At 72.5% G+C, this 18,002-nt stretch carries 19 protein-coding genes; 13 read left to right on the top strand and 6 right to left on the bottom strand.

Annotated features, from left to right (window positions below):
• The first annotated feature begins 79 nt into the window (after positions 1 to 79).
• Positions 80 to 1,927: a glutamine--fructose-6-phosphate transaminase (isomerizing) gene (glmS, locus tag PT931_RS23630; protein WP_456247929.1), complete on the top strand. Its 1,848-nt coding sequence runs from the start codon at positions 80 to 82 to the stop codon at positions 1,925 to 1,927.
• Between the two features lie 157 nt (positions 1,928 to 2,084).
• Here the strand turns inward: glmS and PT931_RS23625 are convergent, their stop codons facing one another.
• Both PT931_RS23625 and PT931_RS23620 read right to left on the bottom strand, forming a co-directional pair.
• A complete protein-coding gene (locus PT931_RS23625; RefSeq protein ID WP_456247928.1) occupies positions 2,085 to 2,465 on the bottom strand; it encodes a DUF5615 family PIN-like protein in 381 nt (126 codons plus the stop codon).
• Complete coding sequence (locus PT931_RS23620; RefSeq protein WP_456247927.1) at positions 2,462 to 2,884, bottom strand: hypothetical protein; 423 nt, start codon at positions 2,882 to 2,884, stop codon at positions 2,462 to 2,464. The genes PT931_RS23625 and PT931_RS23620 overlap by 4 nt, the downstream gene beginning before the upstream one ends.
• Before the next feature lie 125 nt (positions 2,885 to 3,009).
• On the opposite strand from PT931_RS23620, the gene PT931_RS23615 reads away from it, so the two are divergent.
• The 7 genes from PT931_RS23615 to tsaB are packed head-to-tail and all read left to right on the top strand — an operon-like array spanning position 3,010 to position 8,720.
• Complete coding sequence (locus PT931_RS23615) at positions 3,010 to 3,384, top strand: holo-ACP synthase (protein ID WP_456247926.1); 375 nt, start codon at positions 3,010 to 3,012, stop codon at positions 3,382 to 3,384.
• Between the two features lie 40 nt (positions 3,385 to 3,424).
• On the top strand, positions 3,425 to 4,888 hold the full coding sequence (locus PT931_RS23610) for an NAD(P)H-hydrate dehydratase (protein ID WP_456247925.1): 1,464 nt from the start codon (positions 3,425 to 3,427) through the stop codon (positions 4,886 to 4,888).
• A gap of 4 nt (positions 4,889 to 4,892) precedes the next feature.
• The gene (alr, locus tag PT931_RS23605) at positions 4,893 to 6,002 is read left to right on the top strand and encodes an alanine racemase (protein ID WP_456247924.1); all 1,110 of its coding nucleotides are present in this window, start codon (positions 4,893 to 4,895) and stop codon (positions 6,000 to 6,002) included.
• Positions 5,999 to 7,087, top strand: coding sequence for an alpha/beta fold hydrolase (locus tag PT931_RS23600; protein ID WP_456247923.1), 1,089 nt, complete (start codon positions 5,999 to 6,001; stop codon positions 7,085 to 7,087). The genes alr and PT931_RS23600 overlap by 4 nt, the downstream gene beginning before the upstream one ends.
• Positions 7,077 to 7,649 (top strand): uracil-DNA glycosylase, encoded by a 573-nt coding sequence (locus PT931_RS23595; protein WP_456247922.1) that lies wholly within the window; start codon positions 7,077 to 7,079, stop codon positions 7,647 to 7,649. The genes PT931_RS23600 and PT931_RS23595 overlap by 11 nt, the downstream gene beginning before the upstream one ends.
• Positions 7,646 to 8,095, top strand: a complete 450-nt coding sequence (gene tsaE / locus PT931_RS23590) for a tRNA (adenosine(37)-N6)-threonylcarbamoyltransferase complex ATPase subunit type 1 TsaE (protein ID WP_456247921.1) — start codon at positions 7,646 to 7,648, stop codon at positions 8,093 to 8,095. The genes PT931_RS23595 and tsaE overlap by 4 nt, the downstream gene beginning before the upstream one ends.
• A complete protein-coding gene (tsaB, locus tag PT931_RS23585) occupies positions 8,088 to 8,720 on the top strand; it encodes a tRNA (adenosine(37)-N6)-threonylcarbamoyltransferase complex dimerization subunit type 1 TsaB (RefSeq protein WP_456247920.1) in 633 nt (210 codons plus the stop codon). The genes tsaE and tsaB overlap by 8 nt, the downstream gene beginning before the upstream one ends.
• Before the next feature lie 62 nt (positions 8,721 to 8,782).
• Here the strand turns inward: tsaB and PT931_RS23580 are convergent, their stop codons facing one another.
• From PT931_RS23580 to PT931_RS23570, 3 genes are read right to left on the bottom strand one after another with little or no spacing between them, the layout of a single operon-like run.
• Complete coding sequence (locus PT931_RS23580) at positions 8,783 to 9,037, bottom strand: hypothetical protein (protein ID WP_363729400.1); 255 nt, start codon at positions 9,035 to 9,037, stop codon at positions 8,783 to 8,785.
• Between the two features lie 11 nt (positions 9,038 to 9,048).
• On the bottom strand, positions 9,049 to 9,492 hold the full coding sequence (gene rimI, locus PT931_RS23575; protein WP_456247919.1) for a ribosomal protein S18-alanine N-acetyltransferase: 444 nt from the start codon (positions 9,490 to 9,492) through the stop codon (positions 9,049 to 9,051).
• A gap of 3 nt (positions 9,493 to 9,495) precedes the next feature.
• Positions 9,496 to 10,413, bottom strand: a complete 918-nt coding sequence (locus PT931_RS23570) for an NADP-dependent oxidoreductase (protein ID WP_456247918.1) — start codon at positions 10,411 to 10,413, stop codon at positions 9,496 to 9,498.
• Positions 10,414 to 10,497: 84 nt separating this feature from the next.
• Here PT931_RS23570 and PT931_RS23565 point away from each other — a divergent pair, with 84 nt between their 5' ends.
• The 3 genes from PT931_RS23565 to PT931_RS23555 all read left to right on the top strand — a co-directional run bounded on the left by PT931_RS23565 (position 10,498) and on the right by PT931_RS23555 (position 14,401).
• Positions 10,498 to 10,887, top strand: a complete 390-nt coding sequence (locus tag PT931_RS23565; protein WP_456247917.1) for a winged helix-turn-helix transcriptional regulator — start codon at positions 10,498 to 10,500, stop codon at positions 10,885 to 10,887.
• 77 nt (positions 10,888 to 10,964) lie between these two features.
• Positions 10,965 to 12,659, top strand: a complete 1,695-nt coding sequence (locus PT931_RS23560; protein WP_456247916.1) for an ABC transporter transmembrane domain-containing protein — start codon at positions 10,965 to 10,967, stop codon at positions 12,657 to 12,659.
• A complete protein-coding gene (locus tag PT931_RS23555) occupies positions 12,656 to 14,401 on the top strand; it encodes an ABC transporter ATP-binding protein (RefSeq protein WP_456247915.1) in 1,746 nt (581 codons plus the stop codon). The genes PT931_RS23560 and PT931_RS23555 overlap by 4 nt, the downstream gene beginning before the upstream one ends.
• Before the next feature lie 242 nt (positions 14,402 to 14,643).
• Here PT931_RS23555 and PT931_RS23550 read toward each other — a convergent pair whose 3' ends face one another.
• Entirely contained in the window at positions 14,644 to 15,813 is a 1,170-nt protein-coding gene (locus PT931_RS23550; protein WP_456247914.1) for a class I SAM-dependent methyltransferase, read from the bottom strand.
• Between the two features lie 162 nt (positions 15,814 to 15,975).
• Here PT931_RS23550 and groES point away from each other — a divergent pair, with 162 nt between their 5' ends.
• The gene (gene groES, locus PT931_RS23545) at positions 15,976 to 16,290 is read left to right on the top strand and encodes a co-chaperone GroES (protein ID WP_197006721.1); all 315 of its coding nucleotides are present in this window, start codon (positions 15,976 to 15,978) and stop codon (positions 16,288 to 16,290) included.
• Positions 16,291 to 16,353: 63 nt separating this feature from the next.
• The gene (gene groL / locus PT931_RS23540) at positions 16,354 to 17,982 is read left to right on the top strand and encodes a chaperonin GroEL (protein ID WP_456247913.1); all 1,629 of its coding nucleotides are present in this window, start codon (positions 16,354 to 16,356) and stop codon (positions 17,980 to 17,982) included.
• The last annotated feature ends 20 nt before the right edge of the window (positions 17,983 to 18,002 follow it).

Raw genomic sequence — 18,002 nt, 5'->3', positions numbered from 1 at the left:
ATGTTTCGAGCAAATACCCTGCTCGAAGGTGCACCATGTGAGCATGCACTTTGCTTGAAACTCGGCTAGGCTCTCCCTCATGTGTGGCATCGTCGGTTATGTAGGGGGCCGCTCGGCCCTGGGTATCGTGGTGGACGGCCTGCGCCGGCTGGAGTACCGGGGCTATGACTCCGCCGGCGTCGCGATCGTCGAGGGCGACGCCCTCCGGTCCGTCAAGAAGGCCGGCAAGCTGGCCAACCTGGAGAAGGAGCTCGGCGAGGTCGAGCTGACCGGCTCCACCGGTATCGGGCACACCCGGTGGGCGACCCACGGCGGGCCCACCGACCGCAACGCGCACCCGCACCTGTCCGCCGACGAGCGGGTCGCCGTCATCCACAACGGCATCATCGAGAACTTCGCCCACCTGCGCGCCGAGCTGACCGCCGCCGGGATCGAGTTCGCTTCCGACACCGACTCCGAGGTCGTCGCGCACCTGATCCAGGCCGCGCTCGCCAACGGTTCGAAGGACCTCACCCACGCGATGCGCGCCGTCGTCGCCCGGCTGGAGGGCGCGTTCACGCTGCTCGCCGTGCGGGCCGAGGAGCCCGGCGTCGTCGTCGGGGCCCGGCGCAACTCGCCGCTCGTCGTCGGCCGGGGCGTCGGCGAGAACTTCCTCGCCTCCGACGTGTCCGCGTTCATCGAGCACACCCGCGACGCCGTCGAACTCGGCCAGGACCAGGTCGTCACCATCACCCCCGAGTCGATCGAGATCACCGACTTCGACGGGCACCCGGAAGCCGGGACCGACTACCACGTCGACTGGGACGCGAGCGCCGCCGAGAAGGGCGGCTACGACTGGTTCATGCTCAAGGAGATCGACGAGCAGCCGCACGCCCTCGCCGACACGCTCCGGGGCCGGCTCACCGACTCCGGCGAGATCATGCTCGACGAGGTCCGGCTCACCGACCAGGACCTGCGCGACGTGGACAAGATCTTCATCGTGGCCTGCGGGACGTCGTTCAACACCGGGCTGGTCGCGAAGTACGCGATCGAGCACTGGACCCGGATCCCGTGCGAGGTGGAGCTGGCCAGCGAGTTCCGGTACCGCGACCCGGTCCTCGACCGGTCCACCCTCGTGATCGTGATCTCCCAGTCCGGCGAGACCATGGACACGATCATGGCGCTGCGGCACGCGAAGGGCCAGAAGGCCCGGGTGCTGGCCATCTGCAACACCAACGGATCGACCATCCCGCGCGAGTCCGACGCCGTGCTCTACACCCGGGGCGGGCCCGAGGTGGCCGTCGCCTCCACCAAGGCGTTCCTCACCCAGCTCGCCGCCTGCTACCTGGTCGGGCTGCACCTGGCCCAGGTCCGGGGCGTCAAGTACGCCGACGAGGTCGGGGCCGTCCTCACCGAGCTCCAGGCCACCCCCGACAAGGTCGCCCGGCTGCTCAGCGAGATGACCCCGGTCCGCCAGCTCGCCCGGGACCTGTCCGCCGCGCCGACCGTGCTGTTCATCGGCCGGCACGTCGGCTACCCGGTGGCCCTGGAGGGCGCGCTGAAGCTGAAGGAGCTGGCGTACATCCACGCGGAGGGCTTCGCGGCCGGCGAGCTCAAGCACGGCCCGATCGCGCTCATCGACCAGGGCACCCCGGTGATCTGCATCGTGCCGTCGCCGCGCGGCCGGAGCATCCTCCGCGACAAGATCGTGTCGAACATCCAGGAGGTCCGGGCCCGGGGCGCGCGGACCATCGTCATCGCGGAGGAGGGCGACCTCGACGTCGCCCAGTTCGCCGACGACCTGATCTACGTGCCGAGCACGCCGACCCTGCTCGCGCCGCTGATGACCGCGGTGCCGATGCAGGTGCTGGCGGCGGAGATCGCGGCGACCCGGGGACACGACGTGGACCAGCCCCGGAACCTGGCGAAGTCCGTCACCGTCGAGTAGGTATCCGCTGGTGGGGGCCCCGCATGCGACACGCGTGCGGGGCCCCGCCGTGTCCGGGGCGCGGCAGGTCGAGAGCGAAGACCACAAACATCAGAGGGTTACGCCGCGCGCCTGGTCCGACGCGCATCGGCACTTCTGTGGTCCTGTGGACCCTGGTTCACGCCTCCGGAGCCGGGCGGGGCCGGGGTGCCTTCAGCCAGGCCTCCGTACCGGGCGCGTGCGGTGCCCCGATCCACGCCACCAGCGCCTCCACGAACGGCCCGAAGTCCCGGCGGCTCCGCTTGAACGTCCGACTGCTCGTGTACAGCAGCCGGGTCCGGGGCGCGCCCGTCTCCTCGGCCCGCGCGTGCAGCCGGCGGAAGTCCTTCACGTTCTCCGTGACGACGCACCGGTCGTGGGCGACCGCGTACAGGTACACCTCGTCGTCGGGGAGGGACCGGAGTTCGGGGTGCTCGGCGATCGCGATGACGTCGTGGTGCAGGGCGCGCAGGGCGCGGGCGACGGCGGGGGAGTGCATCTCGTCGAGGAGGATCTTCACGCGAGCAGCCGCTGCTCGGCCTCCCAGGCTGCCTGGGCCGCTGCGGACTCGGCGTCCGCCTGGGCTATCTCGAAGTCGATCTCGGCGGCGTAGTCCGCGTAGTACCGAATGGCGATCTTGATCTGGGGTTGCTGGAGCGACAGGATCTCGGCGGTGGCGGCGACGGCGGACGGGCCGCGCTCGTCGACCTCGCGGAGCACCTGGATGACCTCCCAGACGTCGGGCCCGGCGACGAGGGCCGCGCGCCGGCCGCTGGGGCCGTCCTTGAACACGACGCCGGGGTGCTCGGCGAGCCGGAGCCCCTCGTCGACCAGCCGCTGGACCAGCCCGGACACGCTCGCACCGGGAGTGCCGGCGGCGCGGCGGCGCAGCCGGGTGAGGAGTTGCTCCTCGAAACGCACAGACAGAGGCGTGGACATGCACTACACCGTAGCGCGTGCACTACAGTGTCGCCACTCCCCGGCCGTGAGTGAAGTTCTCCCATCGTGCGGGAGTGCGGCACCGGCACAGCCCCGGGCACCACGGAACCAATAGGGTGAACGGCATGATTGTCGGGGTTGGGATAGACGTCGTCCTGGTCGAGCGGTTCACCCAGGCGCTGCACCGCACGCCCCTGCTCTCGGAGCGGCTGTTCACCGAGTCCGAGCGGCTCACCTCCTCCGGCAACCCGCGCGCCCCGGAGTCCCTCGCGGCCCGGTTCGCGGCCAAGGAGGCCGTGGCCAAGGCGTTGGGCGCGCCCAGCGGGCTGATGTGGCACGACTGCGAGATCGTCACCGATCCCGATGGCCGACCGTGGCTGACGGTGTCCGGCACCGTGGCGGCGGCGGCGACGTCCCGGGGGGTGGCGCGGTGGCATCTGTCGCTGTCGCACGACGGGGGGATCGCCTCGGCCATGGTGGTGGCGGAGGGGGAGCTGTGAGCGCCCCCGGAGCTGGCTCGGGCCGCCCGGGCTGTGCCGCATGAGAGGTGTGTGGGGCGTCGCCGACGTGCGGGCGGCCGAGGCTCCGCTGCTGGCCGCCGGTGAGCCCCTGATGGCCCGGGCGGCCGCCGGCCTCGCCCGCCGCTGTGCCGAGATCCTGCCCCGGGTGTACGGATCCCGGGTCCTGCTACTCGTCGGCTCCGGTGACAACGGCGGGGACGCGCTGTTCGCGGGGGCGTTGCTGGCCAGGCGGGGCGCGCAGGTGTCGGCGCTGCTGCTGGGCTCCCCGGCGCATCGGGCCGCCGAACCGCACGTCGGATCCGGTGCCCACCGGGCGGGCGACCAGCCAGGCGGCACCCGCGTGCACGCGACGGGGCTCGCGGCGCTCCGGGCAGCCGGTGGCCGGGTCGTCACCGCCGTGGGCAGCCCCGACCTGGTCCTGGACGGGATCGTCGGCATCGGCGCGTCCGGCCCGCTCCGGGTCGAGCTGCCGGAGCTGCCGGCCGACGTGCCGGTCGTGGCCGTGGACGTGCCCAGCGGCGTGGACGCCGACACCGGGGACGTGCCGGGCCGGGCGCTGCGCGCGGACGTGACCGTGACGTTCGGCTGCCTGAAGCCGGGGCTGGTGGTGGGCGAGGGCGCGCGGTACGTGGGGCAGGTCGAGGTGGTGGACATCGGGCTGACCCTGCCGCCGACCGACCTCAATATTCCCGACATGGCGGACATTCACGCGCACTGGCCCCGGTCGCGCAGCTACGACGACAAGTACACCCGGGGGGTGGTCGGGGTGTCGGCCGGCTCCCGGCGGTACCCCGGAGCTGGTGTTCTGGCGGTCGCCGGCGCTTCGGCGGGGCCGACCGGTTACATCCGGTACGCGGGCGCGGGCGCCTCCGCCGTCCGGGCCCGGCACCCGCACGTCGTCGTCACCGACCGGGTCTCCGACGCGGGCCGGGTGCAGGCCTGGGTGGTCGGCCCGGGGCTCAGCCTCGACTCCCCGGCCCAGGCGGACCTGCGCACCGCGATCGCCGAACGGGTGCCGCTGTGCCTGGACGCCGACGCGCTGACCCTGATCTCCACCCACCCGGACTGGCTCGCCGGCCGGGAGGTACCGCTGGTCGTGACCCCGCACGACGGGGAGTACGAGCGGCTGGCCGGCGCGCCGCCCGGCCCCGACCGGGTGGCCGCCGCCCGCGGGCTCGCGAAGACGATGAACGCGACGGTGCTGCTCAAGGGGCCCCGGACCATCGTGGCCGCCCCGGACGGGACGGCGTTCGTCAACCCGACGGGGACCCGGGCGCTGGCCACCGCCGGCACGGGGGACGTGCTGGCCGGGCTGCTGGGCTCCCTGCTGGCCGGCGGGGTCGAGCCGACGTGGGCGGCGGTGTGCGCGGCGTACGTGCACGGACTCGCCGGGCAACACGCCGCGCAGGCCGGCCCGGTGACCGCCTCCGACGTGGCCGGCGCGCTCCGGAACGTGGTCGCCGAGGTGCTCAGCTACGGTTAACGGCATGTGGCAGGCCGAGGCGAGCATCGAGTTGGGCGCGATCCGGGCCAACGTGGCGCGGGTGTGCTCGAGCACGTCGGCGGAGGTCATGGCGGTCGTCAAGGCCGACGGGTACGGGCACGGGGCCGTCCAGGTCGCCCGCGCCGCCCTGTCGGCGGGCGCGACCCGGCTGGGCGTCGCGACCCTGTCCGAGGCCCTCGAACTGCGCGACGCCGGGATCACCGCCCCGGTGCTGGCCTGGCTGCTGGCCCCCGGTCAGCCCCGCGAGCAGGCCGTGGCCGCCGACATCGAGGTGTCCGCCGCCTCCCTGACCGAGCTGGCCGAGGTGACCGCGGGCGCGGCGACGGCCGGCCGGAACGCGCGGCTGCACCTCAAGGTCGACACCGGGCTGGGCCGCAACGGCGCGCAGCCCCGGGACTGGCTGGAACTCGTCGAGGCCGCCGCGAAGGCCGAGGCCACCGGTCTGGTCGAGGTCGTCGGCGTGTGGAGCCACTTCGCGTGCTCCGACGAGCCGGAACACCCGGCGAACAACCTCCAGCTGGAGCGGTACGCGTGGGCGCTCGACGTCGCCGCCACCGCCGGCCTGCGCCCCACCCAGCGGCACATCGCCAACTCGGCCGCGATCCTCACCCGCCCCGACGCGCACTACGACGTGGTCCGGCTCGGCGTCGCGATGTACGGGCTGACCCCGATCCCGGGGCGCGACTTCGGGCTCCGGCCGGCGATGACCGTGCGGGCCCGGGTCGCCCTGACCAAGCGGGTGCCGGCCGGCCACGGCGTCTCCTACGGCCTGACCTACGCGACGGCCGGGGAGTCGACCCTGGCCCTGGTGCCGATCGGGTACTTCGACGGGCTGCCCCGCACCGCGTCCGGCGTCGGCCCGGTGCAGCTCGGGGGCGCGCGCCGGTCGATCGCGGGCCGGGTCGCCATGGACCAGTTCGTCGTGGACTGCGGGGACGACGACGTGCACGCGGGCGACATCGCGACCCTGTTCGGGCCGGGCGACGACGGGGAGCCGACCGCCGACGACTGGGCCGAGGTCCTGGGCACCATCAACTACGAGGTGCTGACCAGCTTCGGCAGCCAGCGCCGCATCCCCCGGGTGTACCGGTGAGCCGGAAGAAGAAGGTCGGCGTCATCGGCGCCCTCCTGGGCGTCGCCGCGGCCGGGGTCGCGGCCGGGGTGGCCGCCGAACGGGTCCTGGTCCGCCGCACCCGCCGGGTCGCCGAGGACCCGTGCGCGGGCGAACCGTTCGACCGGCTGCCGTTCGACGAGCAGCGCACGGTCGTCACCGAGGACGACGTCGACATCTACGTGGAGATCTGCAAGCGCGAGAAGGCCAAGCCGGGCACTGCCAAACCGGACCGGCCAGCGCCGACTCTCCTCTTCGTCCACGGCTTCTGCCTCGACATGGGCACCTTCCACTTCCAGCGCAAGGCCCTCTGGCGTCAGTACCGGATGGTGTTCTTCGACCAGCCCGGCCACGGCCGCTCCGGCAGGCTCGCCGCCGGCGACTACGACCTCGGCGCCCTGGCCGCGACCCTGCGCCGCGTCATCGAGGAGACCACCCCGACGGGCCCGATCGTGCTGGTCGGCCACTCGATGGGCGCGATGGCCATCATGGCGCTGGCCGAACAGTGGCCGGACCTGATCCGCAAGCGGATCGTCGGCGTGGCCCTGATCAACACGTCCTCCGGCAAGCTCGACGAGGTGACGTTCGGGCTGCCGGCGCTGCTGGGGTTGCTCCGCAAGCCGATCCTGCCGGTGATCTCCACGGCGGGCCGGCTGACCCCGGGCGCGATCGACCGGGCGCGCCGGGCCTCGACAGACCTGTTCTGGCTGCTGACCCGCAAGTACGGCTTCGGCAGCCCCAAGCCGAGCCCCGCCCTGGTCTCCTACGTGGAGCGGATGATCTCCCGTACCTCGGTGGAGATCATCGCGGGGTACCTCAAGACGCTGTTGAGCCATTCCCGGGCCGAGGCGCTGGTCGCGTTCGCGGACCGGGAGGTGCTGGTCATCGCCGGGGACAAGGACCTGTTCACGCCGCGCAGCCACGGTGAGGAGATCGTCCGGCTGCTGCCGCACGCCGAGTTCGTGGCGATCGCCGACGGCGGGCACCTGGCGCTGCTGGAGCACCCGGTCCCGGTCACCGAGGCCCTGACCGAGCTGCTGAGCCGGGTGTCGCGGCGTGAACGGTGACTGGGACGACCTGACGACCCGGATCCGCACCTGCGTCCTCTGCAAGGATCTCGTCGCGTCCCGCAACACCGTGGTCCCCGGCGACCCGGGCATGTTCACCCGCCGCCTCGCGGTGGTCGGCGAGGCCCCGGGCGCGCAGGAGGACGCGGCGGGCCGGCCGTTCGTCGGGCTGTCCGGCCAGCTCCTCGACCAGCTGCTCGCGGACGCGGGCCTGGCCCGGCACGAGACGGCGGTGCTGAGCGCGATCAAGTGCCGCCCGCCCGGCAACCGCACGCCCCGGGCCGCCGAGGTGGACAACTGCAGGCCGTGGCTGGCGGCCCAGCTGGACCTTCTCAATCCCCGCCTGATCGTCGCCCTGGGGCTGACCGCGGCGACATGGTTCCTGGGACCCAGGACTACCCTGGCGGGGGTGCGTGGTGTTGTGCACGAGGTCGACGGGCGTGCCGTGGTCGCGACCTACCACCCGTCGGCCGCCATCCGGTTCGGCCCGAACGGCAAGCCCCTCGCCGCGCTCAGAGACGACCTGGCCCTGGCCGCCCGACTGTTGGGGGACTCGCTGTGAAGTTTCCGACCGTGGACGACACCCGCGCGTTCGGCGTCCGGCTCGCGCTCTACCTCCGACCCGGTGACCTGCTGGTCCTGACCGGTCCGCTCGGCGCGGGCAAGACGGCGTTGGCCCAGGGCATCGGTACCGGGCTGGGGGTGTCCGGCGCGGTGACCAGTCCGACGTTCGTGATCGCCCGGGTGCATCCGGGGCCGCTGCCGATGGTGCACGTGGACGCGTACCGGCTGGGCTCGATCGGCGAGGTGGACGACCTGGACCTCGACGCCACCGCCGAGGAGGCGGTCACGGTCGTGGAGTGGGGCCACGGGCTGGTGGAGCGGATGGTCGAGGAGTACCTGGAGATCCGGCTCGACCGGCTGGACGACGACACCCGGATCGTGACGCTGGAGCCGCATGGCGACTCCTGGACGGAGAGGCTGACCCGTGCTGACCTTGGTGATTGACACGGCTACGGCGGCGGTGACGGCCGGCGTCCTGGAAGTCGGCGAGTCGGTGGAGGTGCTGGCGGAGAAGGTCACGGTCAACGGCAAGGCGCACGGCGAGCTGCTCGCCCCGTCGATCCGGCTGGCCCTGACCGAGGCCGGTTTCGTGACGAAGGACCTGCGGGCGATCGTCGCCGGGGTCGGTCCGGGGCCGTTCACGGGCCTGCGGGTCGGCCTGGTCACGGCCACCGCCCTCGGCCACGCGCTGGGCATCCCGACCTACGCCGTCGGCACCCTCGACGCGTTGGGCCACGGCACCGTCGGCCGGCTGCTGGTGGCGACCGACGCGCGCCGCAAGGAGCTCTACTACGGGGTGTACGCCGACGGGGTCCCCGTCACCGGCCCGTCCGTCGCGAAGCCGGCCGACATCTCCGGGGACTACGAGGCGGCGGTCGGCGCGGGCGCGCACCTGTACCCGCTGGGCGTCCCGGTGCTCGACGAGCCGCTGTACCCGTCGGTGCGCGCGTTCGGGGAGCTGGCGGCGGAGCGGATCCGGTCGGGTGCCCCGGACGAGAAGCTGACCCCGCTGTACCTGCGCCGGCCGGACGCGGTGCCGCCGGGCGCCCCGAAGCCACCCCGGGCCTAGTTCGGTGCCGTCCCGGGCATGAGGTCGGCCAGGGCCTGGCGCCGCGCCCCGGCGGTACCCCTCTAGAACTCGACGGGTGTGAAGTCCCACGAGTGCGGCGGCCGCGCCACCAACCGGGCCGGCGGACTCGGCAGCGGCGCGGGCAACCCCCGCCACCGCGACAGCCACACGATCCGGTCGTCGGTGGAGCTGAACACCTCACTGTCCAGATGGGACGGATGGTGCTCGACGTTGGGGACGGCGTACTCACAGATCCAGGCCAGCAGCTCCTCGAACCCGTCCGGCTCGGCCCTGACCTCCCACATGCGCACCATCACGTCTGTTGACACTAGGGCCGCCCCCTCAGCATGACCAGAGCGTCTTTGCCGCTCGGCTGGTAGTAGCGTTTCCGGACGCCGACGATCTCGAAGCCGTACCGGGCGTAGAGCCGCTGGGCCGGGTTGTCGGAGGCCACCTCCAGCCCGACGGCCCGGTCGCCGGCCGCCGCGAGGAGGTCCTCCAGCAGCAGCCGGCCGATCCCGTGACCCTGGCTCTCCGCCCGGACCGCGATGTTCTGCACCCAGGCCTCGGTGTCGTCGACGATGGCCAGGCCCGCGTACCCGACGAGCTCGCCGCCGGACATGGCCGCCCGGTAGTGGTGCCCCTCGTCCAGCTCGCTCTGCACCATCCACCGGCTCCACGCCTCGCGGCCGAACAACTCCTTCTCGATGGCCAGGACCGCCGGCACGTGCGCGCGGAGGAGCGGTTCGAGGGTGACGAGTTCGGGTTGCATCCTTCAGATGGTAAGCACCACCTTGCCCCGGGTCCGACCGGTGGCCACCAGCTCGTGCGCCTTGGCCACCTCCTCCAGCGCCAGGGTCTCGGCGACCTCGACCCGCAGGGTCCCCGCGTCGACCAGCGCGGTGAGCGCGCGCAGCCCGGGGCCGTCGGGGAACACCAGGTGCCCGGTGGCCCGCACGCCGGCCCGTTCGGCCGCCTCGGTCATCTCGGGGCTCAGACCGGCGGGCAGGGTCACCACGACGCCCCCGGGCTTCAGGGCGGCCACCAGGGCCGGGTCGTTCATGCCGTCGAGTACCGCGTCGACCTTTTCGAGGGCCTCCAGCCAGCCCGGCACGGTGTAGTCCACCGGCTCGTCCACCCCGATCGAGCGGAGGAACCCGTGGTTGGCGGCCCGGGCGGTGCCGACGACGTACGCGCCGCGCGCCTTCGCCAGCTGCACCGCCAGGTGCCCCACCCCGCCGGCCGCCGCGTGCACGAGCACCCGCTGCCCGGCGGTGACCCCGGCCACGTCGAGGGACTGGAGCGCGGTGAGACCGGCCAGGGGCAGCGCGGCGGCTCCCACGTGGTCGAGTCCGGCCGGCTTGGCGGCGATGGCGTCGACCGGGGCCGTGACGTACTCCGCGTAGCCGCCGACCAGGTCCGGGAACCGGGGCATGCCGTAGACCTCGTCGCCGGCCGCGAACGCGGTGACCCCCTCGCCGACCGCCTCGACCGTGCCGGACACGTCCCAGCCCCACACGTAGGGCCCGTCGTCGAACCAGCTGGCGACGTGGCCGGCGTGCGCCTTCCAGTCGACCGGGTTCACGCCGGCCGCCGCCACCCGGACCAGCACCTCGCCGGCCGCCGGGGCGGGGACGGGCAGCTCGACCAGGGTGATCGGGTCGCCGTACTTCTGGGCCTGCATCGCACGCATCTCGTGCTCCTCTCCGTCGGGCTCCATCCTCTGCGAGTCGGTATCCGTTGGGAAGTAGGCAGCTTTTTGTGCTATAGGTACCTGATGGAAACCGACTGCGGCGCGACCTGGCACGACAGCTTCCTCAAGGCGTGCCCGTCCCGCCAGGTGCTCGACATGCTCGCCGACAAGTGGGCGCTGCTCGCGATCTGCGCGCTCACCGACGGCCCGATGCGCTTCGGGGAGCTGCGCCGCCGGCTCGACGGGATCAGCCAGAAGGTGCTCACCCAGACCCTGCGCACCCTCGAACGCGACGGCCTCCTGCACCGCCGGGTGTATCCGACCACCCCACCCAAGGTGGAGTACTCGCTCGCGGACCTCGGCCGCAGTGTCCTGGTGCTCACGGCCCAGCTCCGGACGTGGGCCGAGGAGAACACGGACGCGGTGGAAGCGGCCCGGGCGGCGTACGACACCCGGGAACTCGTAGCGGTCTAGCGGGCAGTTCGCCCCTTACACATCACACCGAAAACCGGAGGCGTTCCGGGGCCGATCCGCGTAGCGTCGGGGGCGCCATGCGAAAACTTCCCGAAGCCGATCCCGGCGAGCCCGATGTCCGTTCGGCGACCCGCTACCTGCTGTGGGTGATCCGCATGCAGGGTTCCGCGGTCGCCGGCCTGGTCAGTTTCGGCATCGTCTGGATGGTCGCCCAGTCCCTGTTGCCCTACACCGTGGGCAAGTCCATCGACAAGATCGGGGCCAAGGACCTCTCCGGGCTCCTGACCTGGACCGGCATGATCCTGGCCCTCGGCCTCGTGATCGTGTTCTCCGGCCTGGCCCGGCACCGGTTCGCCGTGACGAACTGGCTGGCCGCCGCCTACCGCACGATCCAGGTCACCGGCCGGCAGGCCACCCGCCTCGGCGCGACCCTGCCGAAGCGGCTCGCGGCCGGCGAGGTCGTCGCGGTCGGCAACTCCGACGTGTCCCGGATCGGCAGCGCGATCGACGTGCTCGGCCGGGGCAGCGGCGCGGTGATCGCCATCTTCGTGATCGCCGCGATCATGCTCAGCACCTCGGTCAAGCTCGGCCTGCTGGTGCTCGTCGGCGTGCCGCTGCTGCTCTCCCTGATCGGGCCGCTGTTCCGCCCGCTGCACCGCCGGCAGAGCGCCCAGCGCGAGCTGTACGGCGGCCTGACCTCCCGGGCCAACGACATCGTCGCCGGCCTGCGGGTGCTGCGCGGGGTCGGCGGCGAGCAGGCGTTCAACGAGCGCTACCGGGCCGAGTCCCAGCGGGTCCGGCACTCCGGGGTCCGGGTGGGCCGGGTCCAGTCGCTGCTGGAGGCCGCCCAGTTCCTGATCCCGGGCGTGTTCCTGGTCCTGGTCACCTGGGTGGGGGCCCGCCTGGCCCTGGCCGGTGACGTGACCCCGGGCCAGCTGGTCTCCTTCTACGGGTACGCGGCCTTCATGGTCACGCCGATGCGCACCCTCACCGAGGTCGCCGACAAGATGATCAAGGCGAACGTGGCGGCCAAGCGGGTCGTCCGCATCCTCACCCTCGAACCCGAGGTCGTCTCGACCGGGGACGCGGTCCTGCCCACCAGCGGGGAACTGCACGACCCCGAGTCGGGCACGATCATCGGCCCCGGCCGGCTGACCGCGATCGCGGCGGCCACCCCGGAGGACGCGGCGGCGATCGTCGACCGGCTCGGCCGGTACACCGAAAGTGTCGCGACCTGGGGTGGGGTTCCGCTCCGCGACGCGCCCCTGGCGGCCGTGCGCGAACGCATCCTGGTCGCCGACAACGAGTCGCTGATCTTCGCCGGCGAACTGCGCGCCGAACTCGACCCGACCGGCGCGGCCGACGCCGCGACCCTCGACGACGCCCTGCACGTGGCGAGCGCCGCCGACATCGTCGAGGCCCTGCCCGACGGGCTCGCCGAGCACGTCGCCCAGCGCGGCCGGTCCTTCTCCGGCGGCCAGCAGCAGCGGCTCCGGCTGGTCCGGGCCCTGCTCATCGACCCGGACGTCCTGCTCCTGGTCGAGCCGACCAGCGCCGTCGACGCGCACACCGAGGCCCGGATCGCCGAGCGGCTCCGGGGCGCCCGCGAGGGCCGCACGACCGTGGTGTGCACGACCAGCCCGCTGATGCTCGACCGCGCCGACCGGGTCCTCTACGTCGAGGACGGCAAGGTGGTCGCGGAGGGCGCGCACCGCGAGCTGTTGAAGACCGAGCCCAGGTACCTGGCGACTGTGACGAGAGGTGAGGCGTGAAACAGCTCCTGCCGATCGCGGACGGCCCCGAGGTCCGGCGCTACGCCCTGGTCCTGATGCGCCGGCACCCCGGCGACCTGCTCCTCACCGTCGGGCTCTACGCGGCCGCGGCGGTGTCCGGCCTGTTCGCGCCGCGCCTGCTCGGCGACCTCGTGGGCGAGGTGTCCAAGCACGGCAGCAGGGTCACCGTGGACAAGATCGCGATCGCCATCGCGGCGTTCCTCGTGGTCCAGGCCCTCCTGATCCGGTACGCGCGGCTGGCCAGCGCCAAGTTCGGCGAGAAGATGCTCGCCGAGCTGCGCGAGGACTTCATCGAGCAGACCCTGGCCCTGCCGCTGTCCACGGTCGAGAAGGCCGGCTCGGGCGACCTGCTGACCCGCAGCTCCCGGGACGTGGACGAGATGTCCGAGGCCGTGCGGTACGCGGTCCCCGCCACCCTCGTCGCCATCGTCACCGTGGTGCTCACGATCGGCGCGCTGGCCCTGGTCAGCCCGATCATGGCCCTGCCGTGGCTGGTCACCGTGCCGCTGCTGTACTTCGGCACCCGCTGGTACCTCAAGCGCGCCACCCCCGGCTACCTGCGCGAGAACGCCGCGTACGCCTCGATCAACGACAACCTGGCCGAGACCGTCGACGGCGCGCGCACCGTGGAGGCCCTGCGCCTCGCCGACCGGCGCCGCGACCGGCTCGACGACGCGCTGAAGGAGTCCTGGGCGGCGGAGCGCTACACCCTCTGGCTGCGCAGCATCTGGTTCCCGATCGTCGAGTTCGGCTACGTGCTCCCCGTCGCGGCCACCGCGCTCGGGGCGGGCATCTTCTACACCAACGACTGGGTGACCCTGCCGCAGGCGGTGGCCGGCGTGCTGTACATCCAGCAGCTGATCAACCCGCTGGACGAGCTGCTCAGCTGGCTGGACCGGCTCCAGGTTGGCGGCGTGTCCCTGGCCCGGCTGCTCGGCGTGGCCCAGGTGCCGGCCGACCGCGAGGCCACCGGCAAGGTCCCGATCGGCTCGGACATCGAGGCCCGCGACGTGCGGTACTCCTACGGCACCCGCGATGTCCTGCACGGCATCGACCTGGAGATCCGCCCCGGCGAACGCCTGGCCATGGTCGGGCCGTCCGGGGCCGGCAAGTCGACCCTCGGCCGGCTGCTGGCCGGCATCCACGGGCCCCGGACCGGCTCGGTCGACGTCGGCGCGGTGCCCCTGATCGAACTGCCGCTGGACGACCTGCGCGGCCAGGTGGCCCTGGTCACCCAGGAGCACCACGTGTTCCTCGGCACCCTGTCGGAGAACGTGGCCCTGGCCCGCCCCGACGCCGACGACGACCAGATCCGCACGGCGCTGGCCGCCGTCGACGCCCTGGACTGGGTGCAGGCCCTGCCCGAGGGCCTGGAGACGAAGGTCGGCTCCGGGGAGCACACCCTGTCCCCGGCGGAGGCCCAGCAGATCGCCCTGGCCCGCCTGGTCCTGGCCGACCCGCACACCCTGGTCCTGGACGAGGCGACCTCGCTGCTCGACCCGAGGGCCGCCCGGCACCTGGAACGTTCGCTGGCCGCGGTCCTGGAGGGCCGGACCGTGATCGCCATCGCGCACCGGCTGCACACCGCGCACGACGCGGACCGGGTCGCGGTGGTCGAGGACGGGCTGATCTCCGAGCTGGGCAGCCACGAGGAACTGGTGGCCGCCAACGGCGCGTACGCGGCGCTGTGGAGTTCCTGGCACGGCGGAAAGAACGACTAGTTCCCCGCTACGCTGTGTCCCGCCGGCGCGCTCGGCTCCGGTCGGCGGGACACGGGAGGGGACCATGCGGCGGTTGGTACTGAGCGCTGCTGCCGTCGTGCTGTTCGTCGGCGTGCTGGCCGTGCCGGTCACGCACTTCGCCGAGCAGGAGCTCGCCGAGTGCGAGGGTCACCGGTTCTCCGCCGAGGAGACCTGGCGGGAACGCGCCGTGGACGACGCAGGCTGCCGGACCTGGCAGCGGTTCACGAAACGTCGGCCGGCTGGCACACCAGCGTCACCGGGGCCCCGGCCACCCGGGTCAGGATCACCGTCGCCTCGTTCGGGCCGTCGAGCCTGAGCTGCTTGCGGAGCGCCTCCGGCTCCAGGGCCGAGCCGCGCTTCTTGATGGTCAGCCGCCCGACCCCACGCTCGCGCAGGGTGGCCCGCAACCGCTTCAACCCGAAGGGCAACACCAGCTCTATCCGGTACGCCCTGGCGAAGGGCGTCGCGCGCACCTCGTCCGCGTAGAGGTACGCGATCGTCGGGTCGGCGATGTTCGCCCCGAGGGTGTCGGCCAGCTCGGCGACCAGGTGCGCCCGGATGACCGCCCCGTCGGGGTCGTAGACGTACCCCCGGGTCGGCCCGACGTCGGCCTCGCGGTCCCCGCCCCCGGTCAACTGGGCCACATCCCCGCCCCGGTGGTCGGCGGGCAGCACCGTGGCCCGGCGGGGCACCTCCGCGAGCCGGTCGCACCACAGCGCTGCCTCGACCACCTCCCCGCCGACGCTGACCCACTCGGCCTCGGCCCCGGCCGGCAGCAGCGCGTGGTCGATCCCGGGCCCGAGCTTGATCACGGCCGCCCGCTTCGTGAGGCTCTCGATGAAGTCCCACGGCGGCGAGTACGACCGGGGGTCGAACACCCGCCGGTTGCCCGCCCGGCGCGCCGGGTCGCAGAACACCGCGTCGAAACCGGACAGGTCCACCGACTGGGCGTCGCGGTGCTCGACGGTCACGGGCAGCCCGGCGGTGTTCGCGGCGGCGATCTCGGCGGTGCCGGGGTCGGCCTCCACCGCGTACACCGTGATGCCGGCCCTCGCGAACGCCCGCGCGTCGGCGCCGATCCCGCAGCCCAGGTCCGCGATCGTGCGCACCCCGGCGGCGGCCAGCCGGGCGGCGCGCCGGTCGGCCACGGTCAGCCGGGTGGCCTGCTCCAGCCCGGCCCGGGTGAAGAACATCTCCGCCGCGTCCGGCCCGAACTTGCCGACCGCGCGAGCCCGCAGGGTGGCCTGGGTGAGCGCCTCACCTGCGAGTTCGGGGCCGGCCCCGGTGGCCCGGAGCGCCTCGACGGCGCGCAGTTGGTCCCCGTCCACCAGGTCGGCGGCGAGGGCCAGGAGGGCATTTCCGGCGGGGCTCCGCAGCTCGGTGAGACTCACCACGACAGCTTACGGCTGGCACTCTGGTTGACGGAGTGCCAGCCACGACATAACCTTCGGTTAGCACTCTCCACCCGAGGGTGCCAGCACTCGGCGGTCCCGGACCCGCGACGACGGTTCCGTCGGTGGAGTTGGCATACACACCAAGTACCCCAGGAGGGTATGTCCATGAGCACCGCGACCAAGGTTGCGATCAAGCCTCTCGAGGACCGCATCGTGGTCCAGGCGAACGAGGCTGAGACCACGACCGCATCTGGCCTCGTGATCCCCGACACCGCCAAGGAGAAGCCCCAGGAGGGCACCGTCCTGGCCGTCGGGCCCGGCCGCTTCGACGACAACGGCGCTCGCGTGCCGGTGGATGTCCAGGTCGGTGACGTGGTGATCTACTCGAAGTACGGCGGCACCGAGGTCAAGTACGCCGGCGAGGAGTACCTGATCCTGTCCGCCCGCGACGTTCTCGCGGTCGTCGAGAAGTAGTCGTGAAGTGATGGGTCACCCCTCGTGGGGTGGCCCATCACTTTTTTCGAAAGGGATTCACACATGTCGAAGATCCTCAGCTTCTCCGACGACGCCCGCAAGCACCTCGAGTCCGGCGTCGACCAGCTCGCCAACGCCGTCCGCGTGACGCTCGGCCCCAAGGGCCGCAACGTCGTGCTGGACAAGAAGTTCGGCGCTCCGCTCATCACCAACGACGGTGTCACCATCGCCAAGGAGATCGAGCTCACCAACCCGTACGAGAACCTCGGCGCGCAGTTGGCCAAGGAGGTGGCGACGAAGACCAACGACGTCGCCGGCGACGGGACCACCACCGCGACCGTGCTCGCCCAGGCCATGGTGCACGAGGGCCTGCGCAACGTGGCCGCCGGCGCGAACCCGAGCGGCATCAAGCGGGGCATCGACGCGGCCGTCGAGGCCGTCTCGGGCGTGCTGCTCGACCGCGCCGTCGAGGTGTCGACCAAGGAAGCCATCGCCAACGTCGCGACGGTCTCCGCGCAGGACGCCACGATCGGCCAGCTCCTCGCCGAGGCCATGGACCGGGTCGGCCGCGACGGTGTCATCACCGTCGAGGAGGGCTCGACCCTGACCACGGAGCTCGAGGTCACCGAGGGCCTGCAGTTCGACAAGGGCTTCGTGTCCCCGCACTTCGTGACCGACGCCGAGGCCGGCGAGGCGGTGCTGGAGGACCCCTACATCCTCATCACCGGCCAGAAGGTCTCCGCGCTCGAGGAGATCCTCCCGCTGCTCGAGAAGATCATCGGCGCGAACAAGCAGCTGCTGATCATCGCCGAGGACGTGGACGGCCAGGCGCTGTCGACCCTCGTCGTCAACGCCGTGCGCAAGACGTTCAAGTCCGTGGCCGTCAAGGCCCCGGGCTTCGGCGACCGGCGCAAGGCGATGCTCGAGGACATCGCGGTCCTGACCGGCGGTCAGGTCATCACCGCCGACCTCGGCCACAAGCTGTCCGACGTGACCCTCGACATGCTGGGCACCGCCCGGCGGGTCGTGGTGACCAAGGACAACACCACGGTCGTGGAGGGCGGCGGCGACGCCGAGCAGGTGAAGATCCAGGCGAACAAGATCAAGTCTGAGATCGAGGCTTCGGACTCCGACTGGGACCGCGAGAAGCTCCAGGAGCGGCTCGCGAAGCTCGGCGACGGCGTGGCGGTCATCAAGGTGGGCGCCGCGACCGAGGTCGAGATGAAGGAGAAGAAGCACCGGATCGAGGACGCGATCGCCGCGACCAAGGCCGCTGTCGAGGAGGGCATCGTGCCCGGAGGCGGCGCGGCGCTCGTCCAGGCGACCGAGGTGCTCGACAAGGACCTCGGCCTCACCGGTGACGAGGGCGTCGGCGTGCGGCTCGTCCGCAAGGCGCTCGACGAGCCGCTGCGCTGGATCGCCCAGAACGCCGGCCACGACGGGTACGTCGTCGTCGGCAAGGTCCGGGCGCTCCCGTGGGGCCAGGGCCTCAACGCCGCGACGGGTGAGTACGTCGACCTGCTCGCCGCCGGCATCGTCGACCCGGTCAAGGTCACCCGCAGCGCGGTCGCCAACGCGGCCAGCATCGCGGCGCTGCTCCTGACGACCGAGACGCTGATCGTCGAGAAGCCCGAGAACGACAGTGACGCAGGTCACGGCCACTCTCACGGCGGTCACGGGCACGCGCACTAGCAAAACCGTGCACAGTGGAC

The organism is Longispora urticae, from assembly GCF_053902585.1.
Note: the sequence above shows the minus strand (reverse complement) of the source record. Positions and strands in the feature narration are given on the sequence as shown.